Here is a 14,171-nt window from a genome sequence, read left to right as displayed (position 1 = left end):
ACAAAAATATATTAACATGATTTTAAACTTATTTTTGAAATCTTACAACTCTGTAAGGTAAGTGTAAGGAAGTTCGATGGTAACAAATTACTAATCTTATATAATGAAGATAACAACGATAAATGAGGAGGAAGAGATGATGAAAGGATTAATCGTAACGGGTTTAACAGTAGCTTTTGGGTTTGTGGCGTATGAAAAGTTAACATATGTAATTGATGTCGTAAAACATTTAGTAGCGTAGAAAAAACTGCCATGAGAGGGAATGAGTGAATGAATGGAATGGTTATTTGGAATTATAGGTACTTGTAGTGTAGTTTTATTGTTCTTTGTCCCGAGTGGTATACTTAGTTCGACAACGAGTTTGTTCTTTTTAAGTTTGTTTGCTTGTACGATGCTTATTATTATGTTTTTAATGAAGCGAAGTAAACCAATCTTCTATTTTAGCATGATTGTTATGGCAATTATTGTTCTCCAAATTATTACCCTTGTTATATACCCCACAATTATAAAAGCTTTCCATTAATGATGAACCCTCTGCCGTCTGTTGCTGAGGGTTTTTGTTTGTGAAAAATGAATTTCATTTAGAAGTTTGTTGCTTTTTCGTTATGAAAATAGAATATTCCTATATTTCAAATAAATAATTTTGGAATGTTGTGTTCTCATTACGCATTTGATATATTTACTTTGAAGATCATTAAAATCTAGAAAAAGAGGCGGACGTATGGATAAAAAAGAAAATACGGTCGTATTGTTTCCGCAACTATCAGAACGCTATATTGATAAAGGTTTTTTAGCGTTGAAAGAGCGGGAATTCGAAGATGCATTGCGCTGCTTTGAAATATTACGTCAGTATAATGCAGAAACGGAACAAACAGAATTAGCTTCCGTTATTTGTTTGCTAGAATTAAAACGTATGGAAGAAGCGAAAGAAAAATGTGAGCAGTTGCTTGAAACAGGAGCTGTATTATTTGGTGATATTCTTGAAACGTATGTAACTATTTTAGTTCAAACAAATGATTATGAAGGTGTCATTGAAACTGTTGAGGAAGTTTTGCAAACGAAAGATATAATTCCTGAGCAAAAGGAAAAATTGGCGCAGCTTGCTTTGTTTGCGCAAGGGATGCTGAATGAAGAAGATAAACCGCTAGTGGATTCGAATTTTGAATTAGAAGAATTTACCGATGGGCTTTTTGGAGAAAACTTTGGTCAAAAGCTAAGAGTGATCCAGAAACTTTCGTTAAAAGACCTGGATCTCGCACTTCCTACTTTAAAGAAATTTTTAATAGACGAAGATCAGCACCCGTATTTAAAAACTTCTATTTTGTATAAAATGGTAGAAAATCAAATAGAAGAAGAGATAGAAGTAGAGAAGTTTGGAAATACGATAAAGGTGATTCCAGCATTTACAGGTCATAATGAGGAGCAATCCGATAAAATTATACATAAATTCTCAAACCGATTAGAGCAAAATTATCCAGATATATTTAGTACGATGGTTACATACTGGAAAGAATTACAAATTAGCATTTTTCCGTTCCCTCTATTAATGGATAAAGTAGAAATTTGGGCTGCTGTCTTAGAGAGAATTGGAAGAAAGCGTTTCGGATTGGCTATTGATGAAGAAGAACTTATGACAGCATACAATATTGAGTTTGAGGAATTTCATATTGCCTATCAATGGTTACTGCGCATTGAAAGAGAAGGGTATTTGCCCGTATAATTATGAAAAAGAATCGTTCAGTTATTGAAACGAGCACATTCTATGTTATAATGTAAGGGTTGCAAAAGGCAGAAATCTGCCTGTTTGTAAGAGAAGAGGAGTATAATTCTCTTACTTAATATGTTTCATATTAGTCTCGAACAAAATATACCGTAGTTGTCTTTTAGACAATTAGTAGATTGGAACATTGTATCTGAAAGCTTTTTGCTAGAGGGTTATTTGTACATTTGTTATTTCAAGAAAGAGATAATAAAAATTTTGATCTATAGAGGTATGTGCATACATTATTATAGTTGGAGGGAAAGAATAAATGTCTACAAAATGGGAAAAATTAGAAGGTAACGTTGGCGTTTTAACAATCGAAGTTGATGCTAAAGAAGTAAATAACTCTATCGACGCTGCATTCAAAAAAGTAGTAAAAACAATTAATGTACCAGGTTTCCGTAAAGGGAAAATGCCTCGTCCATTATTCGAACAACGCTTTGGTATTGAATCTTTATACCAAGATGCTTTAGATATCATCTTACCAAAAGCATACGGTGAAGCAATCGATGAAGCTGGTATCTTCCCAGTTGCTCATCCTGAGATTGACATCGAGAAATTCGAAAAAGGCCAAAACTTAATTTTCACTGCAAAAGTTACTGTAAAACCTGAAGTTAAATTAGGTGATTACAAAGGTTTAGCAGTAGAAAAAGTTGAAACAACTGTAACTGACGAGGATGTAGAGAACGAAGTAAAAGCTTTACAAGAGCGTCAAGCTGAACTAGTTGTTAAAGAAGAAGGAACTGCTGCAGATGGTGATACAGCTGTAATCGACTTCGAAGGTTTCGTTGATGGCGAAGCATTTGAAGGCGGAAAAGGCGAAAACTATTCTCTTGCAATCGGTTCTGGTACTTTCATCCCAGGTTTCGAAGAGCAAGTAATTGGTCTTAAATCTGGTGATTCTAAAGAAGTTGAAGTATCATTCCCAGAAGAGTACCATGCTGCTGAATTAGCTGGTAAACCAGCAACATTCAAAGTAACAATTCACGAAATCAAAACAAAAGAACTTCCTGAGTTAAACGACGAGTTCGCTAAAGATGCTGACGAAGAAGTTGCAACTCTTGATGAATTAAAAACAAAACTTCGTACAAACTTAGAAGAAGGCAAAAAGCACGAAGCTGAGCACAAAGTACGTGACGAAGTAGTAGAATTAGCTGCTGCTAACGCTGAAATCGACATTCCAGAAGCTATGATCGACACTGAGTTAGATCGTATGGTTCGTGAATTCGAGCAACGTTTAAGCCAACAAGGTATGAACCTTGAGCTTTACTACCAATTCACAGGTACTGACGCTGACAAATTAAAAGAGCAAATGAAAGAGGATGCACAAAAACGTGTAAGAATCAATCTTGTTCTTGAAGCTATCATTGAAGCTGAAAACATCGAAGTTACTGAAGAAGAAGTAACTGCAGAAGTTGAAAAAATGGCTGAAATGTACGGTATGCCAGTAGACGCTATCAAGCAAGCTCTTGGAAGCGTAGACGCTTTATCTGAAGATCTTAAAGTGCGTAAAGCTGTAGACTTCTTAGTAGACAACGCTGCATAATAAAATAACAAGGCGCGATTTTAATCGTGCCTTGTTTTATAAATATAGAAATATATTTATAAAACTTTTCGATGAAGAAGGAAAAGTGCCTTTGTAAGTCGAATATACATATTTCAAAAGTTTTAAAATTTTTTTATTTGTACATAACTAGTCATATTATTTGTATTTCTCGCTACGTAGTGACATAATATGTATTTACATACGATACATTTATCGTGTACATACGAAGGCAAGAGGTTAGCACTTTGTAAGGGGTGTGAAAATATGTTTAAATTTAATGATGAAAAAGGTCAATTAAAATGTTCTTTCTGTGGTAAAACACAAACGCAAGTTCGAAAGTTAGTTGCAGGTCCAGGTGTTTACATTTGTGACGAGTGTATCGAGCTTTGTACTGAAATTGTACAAGAGGAGCTTGCGAAGGACGAAGAAGTAGAATTCAAAGATGTACCGAAACCGGTAGAAATTCGTGAAATCTTAGATGAGTATGTCATCGGACAAGATAACGCGAAAAAAGCACTAGCGGTAGCGGTATATAACCATTACAAACGCATTAATTCTAACAGCAAAATTGATGATGTAGAATTAGCGAAGAGTAATATTTCACTTATTGGGCCAACTGGTAGTGGTAAAACATTATTGGCACAAACATTAGCGCGTATTTTAAATGTTCCATTTGCAATCGCGGACGCAACATCTTTAACAGAAGCTGGATACGTTGGGGAAGATGTAGAAAACATCTTACTAAAACTAATTCAAGCGGCTGATTACGATGTAGAAAAAGCGGAAAAAGGAATTATTTATATTGATGAGATTGATAAAGTGGCACGTAAGTCCGAAAATCCATCAATTACACGTGATGTATCTGGTGAAGGTGTACAGCAGGCACTTCTGAAAATTTTAGAAGGTACTGTAGCGAGCGTTCCACCTCAAGGTGGTCGTAAGCACCCGCATCAAGAGTTTATTCAAATTGATACAACGAACATCCTATTCATTTGTGGTGGAGCGTTTGATGGCATCGAGCCTATTATTAAACGTCGCCTTGGTGAGAAAGTAATTGGATTTGGTGCTGAGAAGAAAAATGCTGATGTAAATGAGAAGCATGTTTTATCTCACGTTTTACCAGAGGATCTTTTAAGATTCGGTTTAATTCCGGAGTTTATCGGTCGTCTTCCAGTTATTGCGAACCTAGAGCCGCTTGATGAAGATGCTCTTGTAGATATTTTAACTAAACCGAAAAATGCACTTGTTAAGCAATTCCAAAAATTATTGGAGCTTGACGATGTTGAGTTAGAGTTTGAAGAAGGTGCACTAGTTGAGATTGCGAAAAAAGCAATTGAACGTAAAACAGGTGCTCGTGGACTTCGTTCTATTATTGAAGGCTTGATGCTTGATGTAATGTTCGAACTTCCATCTCGCAAAGATATCGAGAAGTGTATTCTTACGAAAGAAACAGTAGCTGATAATGAACCGCCGAAATTGGTGTTACAAGACGGTACTGTACTTGATACAAAAACATCTGCATAATGCGAAGAAGAAACAGCAATTTTTATAATTGCTGTTTTTCTTTATGTTTAGCACTATTCCTCCCAGGAAATACTAAAAGGTAAAACATAGCGGGAGGAAATGAATTATGAGCTGGACAAATATATTTTTACTTGTTCAACTTGTTTTTGGCGTAATTGTCGGATTGTATTTTTGGCATTTACTTCGAAATCAGCGAACACAAAAAGTTTCAATTGATCGAGAATCGAAAAAAGAATTAGAGCAGCTTCGTAAAATGCGTGAGGTTTCTTTAACAGAGCCGCTTGCGGAAAAGGTACGTCCTACATCCTTTATAGACATTGTAGGGCAAGAAGACGGGATTAAGTCGTTAAAAGCGGCTCTTTGTGGTCCTAATCCGCAACATGTGATCATATACGGTCCGCCAGGTGTCGGAAAGACAGCGGCAGCACGCCTTGTATTAGAAGAAGCGAAACGAAATCCGAAATCTCCATTTCGTACAAATGCAACATTTATCGAACTTGATGCGACGACAGCTAGGTTTGATGAGCGTGGTATTGCGGATCCATTAATTGGTTCAGTGCATGATCCTATTTATCAAGGAGCAGGTGCAATGGGACAAGCGGGTATCCCGCAACCGAAAAAAGGGGCTGTAACAGATGCGCATGGTGGTATTTTGTTCATTGATGAGATTGGTGAATTACATCCAATTCAAATGAATAAAATGCTAAAAGTGTTAGAAGATCGGAAAGTGTTTTTGGAAAGTGCGTATTATAGTGAAGAAAATTCGATGATTCCAACGTATATACATGATATTTTTCAAAAAGGTTTACCTGCAGATTTTCGCTTAGTTGGTGCAACAACACGTTCACCAGAGGAAATTCCTCCAGCAATTAGGTCGCGTTGTTTAGAAGTGTTCTTCCGTGAGTTAGATACAGAAGAAATTCAAAAAGTAGCGAAAAATGCAGCTGACAAAGTGGAGATGCAAGTAGGTGAGAACGGTATCGAAATGATTGGAATGTATGCAAGAAATGGGCGAGAAGCAATTAATCTCGTGCAAATTTCTGCTGGTATGGCGATAAATGAAGAACGACCTTTCATTAAAGATGAAGATATTGAGTGGGTTGTTCATTCTAGTCAGCTTACACCAAAGTACGAAAAACGTATTTATCCAATTCCGAGAATCGGTCTTGTGAACGGGCTTGCTGTATATGGGCCGAATACAGGTGCGTTATTAGAAATTGAGGTAACAGCTATTCCTGCGAAAGATAAAGGATCAGTAAATGTCACTGGAATTGTAGAAGAGGAAAGTATTGGAAATCAAACGAAATCGATTCGTCGAAAAAGTATGGCGAAAGGTTCTGTTGATAATGTGTTAACAGTACTTCGTTCTCTAGATGTGTTGCCAGAAGGGTATGATATACATATTAATTTTCCTGGTGGTATCCCGATTGATGGTCCTTCAGCAGGTATTGCTATGGCAACAGGTGTCTATTCAGCAGTGCATCGTACGTATGTGAATAATGAAGTAGCGATGACAGGTGAGATAAGTATCCACGGAGAAGTGAAGCCTATTGGTGGTGTGTACGCAAAAATAAAAGCTGCGAAAAAAGCGGGAGCTAAGAAAGTCATCATTCCGGCTGAAAACATGCAACCATTTTTGTATACAATAAAGGGAATTGAGATCATTCCTGTTCGCAAATTAAAAGAAGTATTTGAATTAACATTTATGCAGGAAAATATGCATCGTGAGCTTGATGCACATAATGATTTGGACGAAACAGATGCACAATCAATGTGAGAATATACAATAATAAAAATTTGCCAGACTTCGTTTAAGTTTGTATGCTTAAGCGGAGTCTTTTTTCTTTTCGTGAGGCACAAAAAACAGGGGATTAACAATTGCGAAGAATCTCTGCAATTGCATCTAGATGTATTGTAATATAAAATAGTTGAACAGGAGTTTAATTTATTATGGAGGTGCTATGTCTAGTATGAATACGAATGAAAGAATTGTGCCCCTCCTACCATTAAGAGGCATTCTCGTATATCCAACGATGGTTCTGCATCTTGATGTAGGACGTGATAAATCGATACAAGCACTAGAGCAGGCGGCAATGGATGAAAATATCATCTTTTTAGCAATGCAAAAAGAAATGAATATCGACGATCCGAAAGAAGATGACATATATAGTGTAGGTACAGTGGCGAAAGTGAAGCAAATGTTAAAATTGCCGAACGGTACGCTTCGTGTCCTTGTAGAAGGTTTACATAGAGCAGAAGTAGTAGAGTTTATCGAAGAAGAAAATATAGTGCAAGTTTCTATTAAAACGGTAACGGAAGAAGTAGAAGATGATTTAGAAGAGAAGGCTCTTATGCGTACGTTACTGGAGCATTTCGAACAATATATTAAAGTTTCGAAAAAAGTTTCAAATGAAACATTTGCAACGGTAGCTGATGTAGAAGAACCGGGAAGACTAGCTGATTTAATTGCTTCTCACTTACCGATTAAAACGAAGCAGAAACAAGAGATTTTAGAGATTGTATCTGTGAAAGAGCGACTACATACACTTATTTCAATTATTCAAGATGAACAAGAGTTACTTAGCCTAGAAAAGAAAATTGGACAAAAAGTGAAACGTTCAATGGAGCGCACGCAAAAAGAATATTTCTTACGTGAGCAAATGAAGGCGATTCAAACTGAACTTGGTGATAAAGAAGGCAAGGGCGGGGAAGTTGAAGAACTTCGTGAGAAAATTGAACAGTCGGGAATGCCTGAAGAAACAATGAAGGCTGCACTGAAAGAATTAGATCGTTATGAAAAATTACCTGTAAGTTCTGCTGAGAGTGGTGTCATTCATAATTATATTGATTGGTTATTAGCTCTCCCTTGGACAACAGCAACAGAGGATATGATTGACCTCACTCATTCGGAAGAAATTTTAAATAAAGATCATTACGGTCTTGAAAAAGTGAAAGAGCGAGTACTTGAATATTTAGCTGTACAGAAGTTAACGAATTCATTAAAAGGGCCAATTCTTTGTCTAGTAGGACCTCCTGGGGTTGGGAAAACTTCGTTAGCACGTTCTATTGCAACATCGTTAAACCGTAATTTTGTACGTGTTTCTCTTGGTGGTGTGCGTGATGAATCTGAAATTCGTGGTCACCGTCGTACGTATGTAGGAGCGATGCCAGGACGTATTATTCAAGGTATGAAAAAGGCGAAAACAGTTAATCCAGTCTTCTTATTAGATGAGATTGATAAAATGTCTAACGATTTCAGGGGAGACCCATCAGCAGCGTTACTTGAAGTGTTAGATCCAGAACAAAACCATAACTTCAGTGATCATTACATTGAAGAGCCATATGATTTATCGAAAGTTATGTTCGTTGCAACTGCTAATACACTTGCAAGTGTTCCGGGCCCATTGCTTGACCGTATGGAAATCATTTCAATTGCTGGTTATACAGAACTTGAAAAGGTGCACATTGCTCGTGAGCATTTATTGCCGAAACAATTAAAAGAGCACGGTTTGCGAAAAGGTAATTTGCAAGTACGTGATGAAGCGCTTCTTGAAATTATTCGTTATTATACACGCGAGGCTGGTGTTCGTACGTTAGAGCGTCAAATTGCAAAAGTTTGCCGTAAAGCAGCAAAAATTATCGTTACAGCAGAACGCAAGCGCATTGTTGTAACAGAGAAAAATATTGTTGATTTACTTGGTAAGCATATATTCCGTTATGGTCAAGCTGAAAAAACAGACCAAGTTGGTATGGCAACAGGTTTAGCTTACACAGCAGCGGGCGGCGATACACTTGCAATTGAAGTGTCTGTAGCGCCAGGAAAAGGGAAATTAATTTTAACAGGGAAACTTGGGGATGTTATGAAAGAATCCGCACAAGCCGCGTTTAGCTATATTCGTTCTCGTGCAGAAGAACTTCATATTGATCCGGATTTCCATGAGAAAAACGATATTCATATTCATGTTCCAGAAGGAGCAGTTCCAAAAGATGGACCGTCAGCAGGTATTACGATGGCAACGGCACTTATTTCTGCACTAACAGGTATTCCTGTAAGTAAAGAAGTTGGTATGACAGGTGAAATTACACTTCGTGGTCGTGTATTACCGATTGGTGGTTTGAAAGAAAAAACATTAAGTGCTCACCGCGCGGGATTAACAAAAATTATTTTACCGGCGGAAAATGAGAAAGATTTAGATGATATTCCAGAGAGCGTAAAAGAAAACCTTACGTTTGTGCTTGCATCTCATTTAGACGAAGTATTGGAGCACGCATTAGTAGGAGTGAAACAATGAAAGTAACAAAAGCAGATATTGTAATTAGTGCCGTTAAACCGGAACAATATCCAGACAGTGATTTACCAGAAATTGCCTTAGCAGGTCGTTCTAATGTCGGGAAGTCTTCCTTTATTAATAAAATTTTAAATCGTAAAAAGTTAGTACGTATTTCTTCTAAACCAGGAAAAACGCAAACGCTGAACTTTTTCTTAATCAATGAAATGATGCATTTTGTTGACGTTCCAGGTTATGGATATGCGAAAGTATCTAAAACAGAGCGCGCGGCATGGGGCAGAATGATTGAAACTTACTTTACAACACGTACGCAATTAGACGCAGCTGTATTAGTAGTTGATTTACGTCACCAACCAACAAAAGATGACATTATGATGTATGATTTCTTAAAGCATTATGAAATCCCAACAATTATTATTGCAACGAAAGCCGATAAAATTCCGAAAGGGAAATGGCAAAAGCATTTAAAAGTTGTAAAAGAAACGCTTGCTGTTGAAATTGGCGATGAAATCGTTCTATTCTCTTCTGAAACAGGACTTGGAAAAGAAGAAGCATGGAAAGCAATTCATAAAATGACAAAAACAAAAAACGCGTGACGAATGTCGCGCGTTTTTTTTTATTTACTAAACTTTTAGCGTACGTTTAATGTAACTTCAATATTTCCTCTTGTTGCTTTAGAGTAAGGACATACACCGTGAGCGGCTTCTACAAGTTCTTGTGCTTCGGCATGAGAAACACCAGCAACATGTACGTCAAGTACAGCAGATAGTCCGAAACCACCATCTGTATCTTTACCGATAGAAACGTGTGCAGTCACTTCTGTACTTTCCACCTTCATACGTTTTGTACGAATTACAAGTTGCAATGCACTATCAAAGCAAGCTGCATAACCAGCTGCAAATAATTGTTCTGGATTTGTTGCTTCTCCGCCTGCGCCACCTAGTGCTTTTGGCATTTTTACATCAAGATTTAATATGCCATCATCTGAAACTACCTTACCGTTTCTTCCACCTGTTGCTGTTACTGAAGCAGTATATAATTTATCCATGTTTATTCCCCTTTTCTGTCATTAATTTTTTTCATTGTTTCAATTAATGTGTTTAATTGGATTAATAAAGAATGATATTCTTGCTCTGTAATGCCTAAATTTGTAGCCATCGTTGTTGGTAATGAACAAGCTATTTCTTTTAAATCTTTACCTTGTTCTGTTAATTCAATACAAACTTTTCGCTCGTCTTCTTTTGAACGAACACGTTGTACAAGTTTTAATGATTCCATACGTTTTAACATAGGTGTTAAAGTACCAGAATCTAAAAATAGACGTTCTCCAATTTCTTTTACTGTTAGTCCGTCTTGTTCCCAGAGTACGAGTAAAGTAATGTACTGGGGATACGTAATGCCCATTTCTTCTAAATAGGGGCGGTAAAAACGGGTAACCTCTCTAGAACAAGCGTAAATAGAAAAACAAAGTTGGTTATCTAGATGCAAAGGATTTTCTTTCATAGGCAACTCCTTGTATTTTTAAATTGTGCACAATTTAATTTTGTAAAACCAATATAACGAAAAAGAAATACAATGTCAAATGCATTGCATCGAGAAAGTGAGTACTATATTTTGGAACAATCATACATATTTTCCTTCATGATGAAAGAAGATAGAAAAGATGATGTTATAATTAATATGGAATAGTTTCCATCACTTGATTATGAGGACTTTTTTTGGTAACGTACAAATAGAGTTATTATTTTATAATTATTATAAAGTAGAAAGTTCTTTATTAATCTTACTGAAGCTCCTTTATTACATATGGAGAATAAATAAAAAATAATCAGTTGTTCACACGATTGTCAGATTCATAAGAGGAAAGTTGTATTATGATAGTAGATAAAGTGATAAAACGGGTGAAGGGGGACATGCTGCGTGCATATTCTTGTTGTTAGTGTAAATTATCGAACAGCCCCTGTAGAATTTCGTGAGAAACTCACATTTCAGGCAGCAGAGCTAGAGCAAGCAATGACTATATTACAAAACCAAAAGAGCGTGCTAGAAAATGTCATTGTATCAACTTGTAATCGCACTGAGATTTACGCTGTTGTCGATCAATTACACACGGGACGGTATTACATTAAGAAGTTTTTAGCTGATTGGTTTCAGCTTGAAATAGAAGAAGTCGCACCATACTTGTCTATTTTTGAACAAGATGGCGCAATAGATCATTTATTCCGCGTAACGTGCGGTTTGGATTCTATGGTTGTTGGAGAGACGCAAATTTTAGGTCAAATAAAAGATAGCTTTTTAGAAGCACAACAAGTAAAAGCGACAGGTACAATTTTTAATGAGTTGTTTAAGCAAGTGGTTACGTTAGCAAAACGTGCGCACTCAGAAACAACGATTGGTGAAAGTGCGATGTCTGTTAGTTATGCTGCTGTTGAGCTCGGAAAGAAAATATTTGGCGATTTAACAGATTGTCATGTACTTATTCTTGGTGCGGGTAAGATGGGTGAACTTGCACTGCAAAACTTATACGGAAGTGGAGCTCGTAAAGTAACGGTTATGAATAGGACGCTTACGAAAGCGGAAGTGATGGCTGAGAAATATATGGGACATGCAAAGCCTTTAAGTGAATTGCAATGTGCATTATTAGAAGCGGATATTTTAATTAGTTCAACGGGTGCATCAGAATATGTCATTACGAAAGAAATGATGACAAAAGTAGAGAGAATGCGCTCTGGTCGTCCGTTATTTATGGTTGATATTGCAGTACCACGTGATATTGATCCGGCGATTGATGAATTAGAAGGCTCTTTCTTATATGATATCGACGATCTGCAAGGTGTAGTTGAAGCAAACCGTGCTGAACGTTTAAAAGAAGCAGAGAAAATTCAATTTATGATTGAAGAAGAAATGGTTTTATTTAAAACGTGGTTAAGTACGCTAGGTGTTGTACCGTTAATATCAGCTCTTCGTGATAAAGCGCTAGCAATTCAAAGTGATACGATGGAAAGTCTTGAGCGAAAAATACCAAACCTTAGTGATCGTGAGAAAAAAGTAATTAGTAAACATACGAAAAGTATTATTAACCAATTGTTAAAAGACCCAATTTTAGTAGCTAAAGAATTAGCTGTTGAAGAGGGAGCTGGCGAAAAATTAGCTTTATTTGCGAAGATTTTTGATTTAGAAGTGGAAGAAGCGGGAAATACGGAAGAAGTAGAACATAAAAGAGCGTGGACACCATCCGTTCCATCTTTATAACTTGGAAGGATGATCGGATGAGTTTTTTAAATAACAGTATTATTTATCATATTGCAATTATTTTATATGCTTGTAGCATTAGTTTATATTTTATAGATTATTTCCAAAGTAACCGAAAGGCGAACCGCTTTGCTTTTTGGTTACTTTCGATTGTATGGGTTCTGCAGTCTATCTTTATGTTGCTTAGGGCTACAGATTCAGAAACGAATCCTATTTTAACTTTATTATCAGGGATTTATTTTTATGTTTGGTTATTGATTACGATGTCATTAGTCATTAATCGATTTATGCGTATTGACTTTTTAGTCTTTTTTACAAATGTTGTAGCATTTGGCGTAAGCGCTTTTTCTATTTTTACACCGCTCGGAAAGATGTCGCCAGTACTTGCAGAGCAATTAGTTTCAGAACTTGTATACGTGCATGTCGGTATGGCGATTATTTCTTATGCAACGTTTACTGTATCGTTTATTTTTTCTATTATGTATTTATTGCAATACCGACTATTAAAAAAGAAAAAGTGGAATGCGAGATTAAGAAGATTAGGAAATTTGCCGAAGCTTGAATCTATGTCTTACGGATTAAATTTATTTTCTGTTCCGTTTTTCTTATTAGCAATTATATTAGGATGCATATGGGGATATACAAAATTGGATAATTTCCATTGGTATGATACGAAAGTAATTGGGTCTTTTGTCGTTCTATTTGTATATTGCGTGGGCTTATATTTACGAGCAGCAGATGTGTTGCAAGGTAAGAAAATTGTGCAGTGGAATATCGGGGCATTTCTCGTAATGCTAGTTAACATTTTTCTATTAAGCAGTTTATCTAATTTCCACTTTTGGTATTTATAATGAGGAGAGAGAATTATGCGCAAAATTATTGTAGGTTCACGAAAGAGTAAACTAGCATTAACACAAACTAATTGGTTTATTGATCAATTAAAAGCGCTTGGTTTACCATATGAATTTGAAGTGAAAGAAATCGTCACAAAAGGTGATGTTATTTTAGATGTTACTCTTTCAAAAGTAGGCGGAAAAGGTTTATTTGTAAAGGAAATTGAACATGCGTTACTTACGAAAGAAATTGATATGGCTGTACATAGTATGAAAGATATGCCAGCTGTACTTCCAGATGGATTAACGATTGGTTGTACGCCAAAGCGCGTTGACCCTCGTGATGCTTTTATTTCTAAAAACGGAGAATCGTTTAAAGACTTAGCAGAAGGCGCGATCTTAGGAACGAGTAGTTTGAGACGTAGTGCACAACTACTAGCTGCGAGACCAGATTTACAAGTAAAATGGATTCGCGGGAATATCGATACACGCTTACGTAAGTTAAAAGATGAAGATTACGATGCAATTATTTTAGCGACAGCTGGATTACAGAGAATGGGCTGGGACGGAGAAGTTATTACAGAACATTTAGATGAAACGTTATGTGTACCAGCCGTAGGACAAGGTGCATTAGCGATTGAATGTCGTGAGGATGATACGGATTTACTTCAGTTGTTAGCACATATTAATGATGCAGTAACAGAAAGAACAGTGGCTGCTGAACGAGTATTTCTTCATAAACTTGAAGGTGGATGCCAAGTTCCAATCGCTGGATATGCAACTCTTAAAGAAAATGATGCAATCGAATTAACAGCGCTTGTCGGTTCTATGGACGGTTCTGTTTTATTGAAAGAGATAGTAGTAGGTAATGATCCGAAGCAAGTTGGATTAGAGGCTGCGGACCGTTTAATTAAACAAGGAGCAAAAGAGCTCATCCTTGCTGCAAATAAGGAGCAACAATAAAT

The 14,171-nt window shown here is 36.5% G+C and carries 12 protein-coding genes; 10 read left to right on the top strand and 2 right to left on the bottom strand.

Going from position 1 to position 14,171, the window contains the following annotated elements; all coding sequences use genetic code 11:
- The first annotated feature begins 274 nt into the window (after positions 1–274).
- The 7 genes from QCI77_RS22840 to yihA all read left to right on the top strand — a co-directional run bounded on the left by QCI77_RS22840 (position 275) and on the right by yihA (position 9,717).
- Complete coding sequence (locus tag QCI77_RS22840) at positions 275–523, top strand: hypothetical protein (protein WP_001983650.1); 249 nt, start codon at positions 275–277, stop codon at positions 521–523.
- A gap of 198 nt (positions 524–721) precedes the next feature.
- On the top strand, positions 722–1,720 hold the full coding sequence (locus QCI77_RS22835) for a hypothetical protein (RefSeq protein WP_113768839.1): 999 nt from the start codon (positions 722–724) through the stop codon (positions 1,718–1,720).
- Between the two features lie 310 nt (positions 1,721–2,030).
- Positions 2,031–3,308, top strand: coding sequence for a trigger factor (tig, locus tag QCI77_RS22830; protein WP_002034203.1), 1,278 nt, complete (start codon positions 2,031–2,033; stop codon positions 3,306–3,308).
- A gap of 264 nt (positions 3,309–3,572) precedes the next feature.
- Positions 3,573–4,832 (top strand): ATP-dependent protease ATP-binding subunit ClpX, encoded by a 1,260-nt coding sequence (gene clpX / locus QCI77_RS22825; RefSeq protein ID WP_000472285.1) that lies wholly within the window; start codon positions 3,573–3,575, stop codon positions 4,830–4,832.
- Between the two features lie 106 nt (positions 4,833–4,938).
- A complete protein-coding gene (gene lonB / locus QCI77_RS22820; RefSeq protein ID WP_002034202.1) occupies positions 4,939–6,609 on the top strand; it encodes an ATP-dependent protease LonB in 1,671 nt (556 codons plus the stop codon).
- Positions 6,610–6,793: 184 nt separating this feature from the next.
- Complete coding sequence (gene lon, locus QCI77_RS22815; RefSeq protein ID WP_002034201.1) at positions 6,794–9,124, top strand: endopeptidase La; 2,331 nt, start codon at positions 6,794–6,796, stop codon at positions 9,122–9,124.
- Complete coding sequence (yihA, locus tag QCI77_RS22810; RefSeq protein ID WP_002088829.1) at positions 9,121–9,717, top strand: ribosome biogenesis GTP-binding protein YihA/YsxC; 597 nt, start codon at positions 9,121–9,123, stop codon at positions 9,715–9,717. The genes lon and yihA overlap by 4 nt, the downstream gene beginning before the upstream one ends.
- A gap of 35 nt (positions 9,718–9,752) precedes the next feature.
- Here the strand turns inward: yihA and QCI77_RS22805 are convergent, their stop codons facing one another.
- Both QCI77_RS22805 and QCI77_RS22800 read right to left on the bottom strand, forming a co-directional pair.
- On the bottom strand, positions 9,753–10,169 hold the full coding sequence (locus tag QCI77_RS22805) for an organic hydroperoxide resistance protein (RefSeq protein ID WP_002015349.1): 417 nt from the start codon (positions 10,167–10,169) through the stop codon (positions 9,753–9,755).
- A 2-nt stretch (positions 10,170–10,171) separates the two neighbouring features.
- Positions 10,172–10,624, bottom strand: coding sequence for a MarR family winged helix-turn-helix transcriptional regulator (locus QCI77_RS22800; RefSeq protein WP_002015350.1), 453 nt, complete (start codon positions 10,622–10,624; stop codon positions 10,172–10,174).
- A gap of 417 nt (positions 10,625–11,041) precedes the next feature.
- On the opposite strand from QCI77_RS22800, the gene hemA reads away from it, so the two are divergent.
- The 3 genes from hemA to hemC are packed head-to-tail and all read left to right on the top strand — an operon-like array spanning position 11,042 to position 14,169.
- Positions 11,042–12,373, top strand: coding sequence for a glutamyl-tRNA reductase (hemA, locus tag QCI77_RS22795; RefSeq protein ID WP_002015353.1), 1,332 nt, complete (start codon positions 11,042–11,044; stop codon positions 12,371–12,373).
- 17 nt (positions 12,374–12,390) lie between these two features.
- Entirely contained in the window at positions 12,391–13,224 is an 834-nt protein-coding gene (locus QCI77_RS22790) for a cytochrome c biogenesis protein (protein WP_002015354.1), read from the top strand.
- A 15-nt stretch (positions 13,225–13,239) separates the two neighbouring features.
- Entirely contained in the window at positions 13,240–14,169 is a 930-nt protein-coding gene (hemC, locus tag QCI77_RS22785) for a hydroxymethylbilane synthase (RefSeq protein WP_002034194.1), read from the top strand.
- Positions 14,170–14,171: the final 2 nt, after the last annotated feature.

This window comes from Bacillus cereus group sp. MG9 (assembly GCF_040459995.1).
Classification (GTDB): Bacteria; Bacillota; Bacilli; order Bacillales; family Bacillaceae_G; genus Bacillus_A; species Bacillus_A mycoides.
The sequence above is the reverse complement of the archived record's forward strand: the minus strand, read 5'-3'. Positions and strand labels throughout refer to the sequence as shown.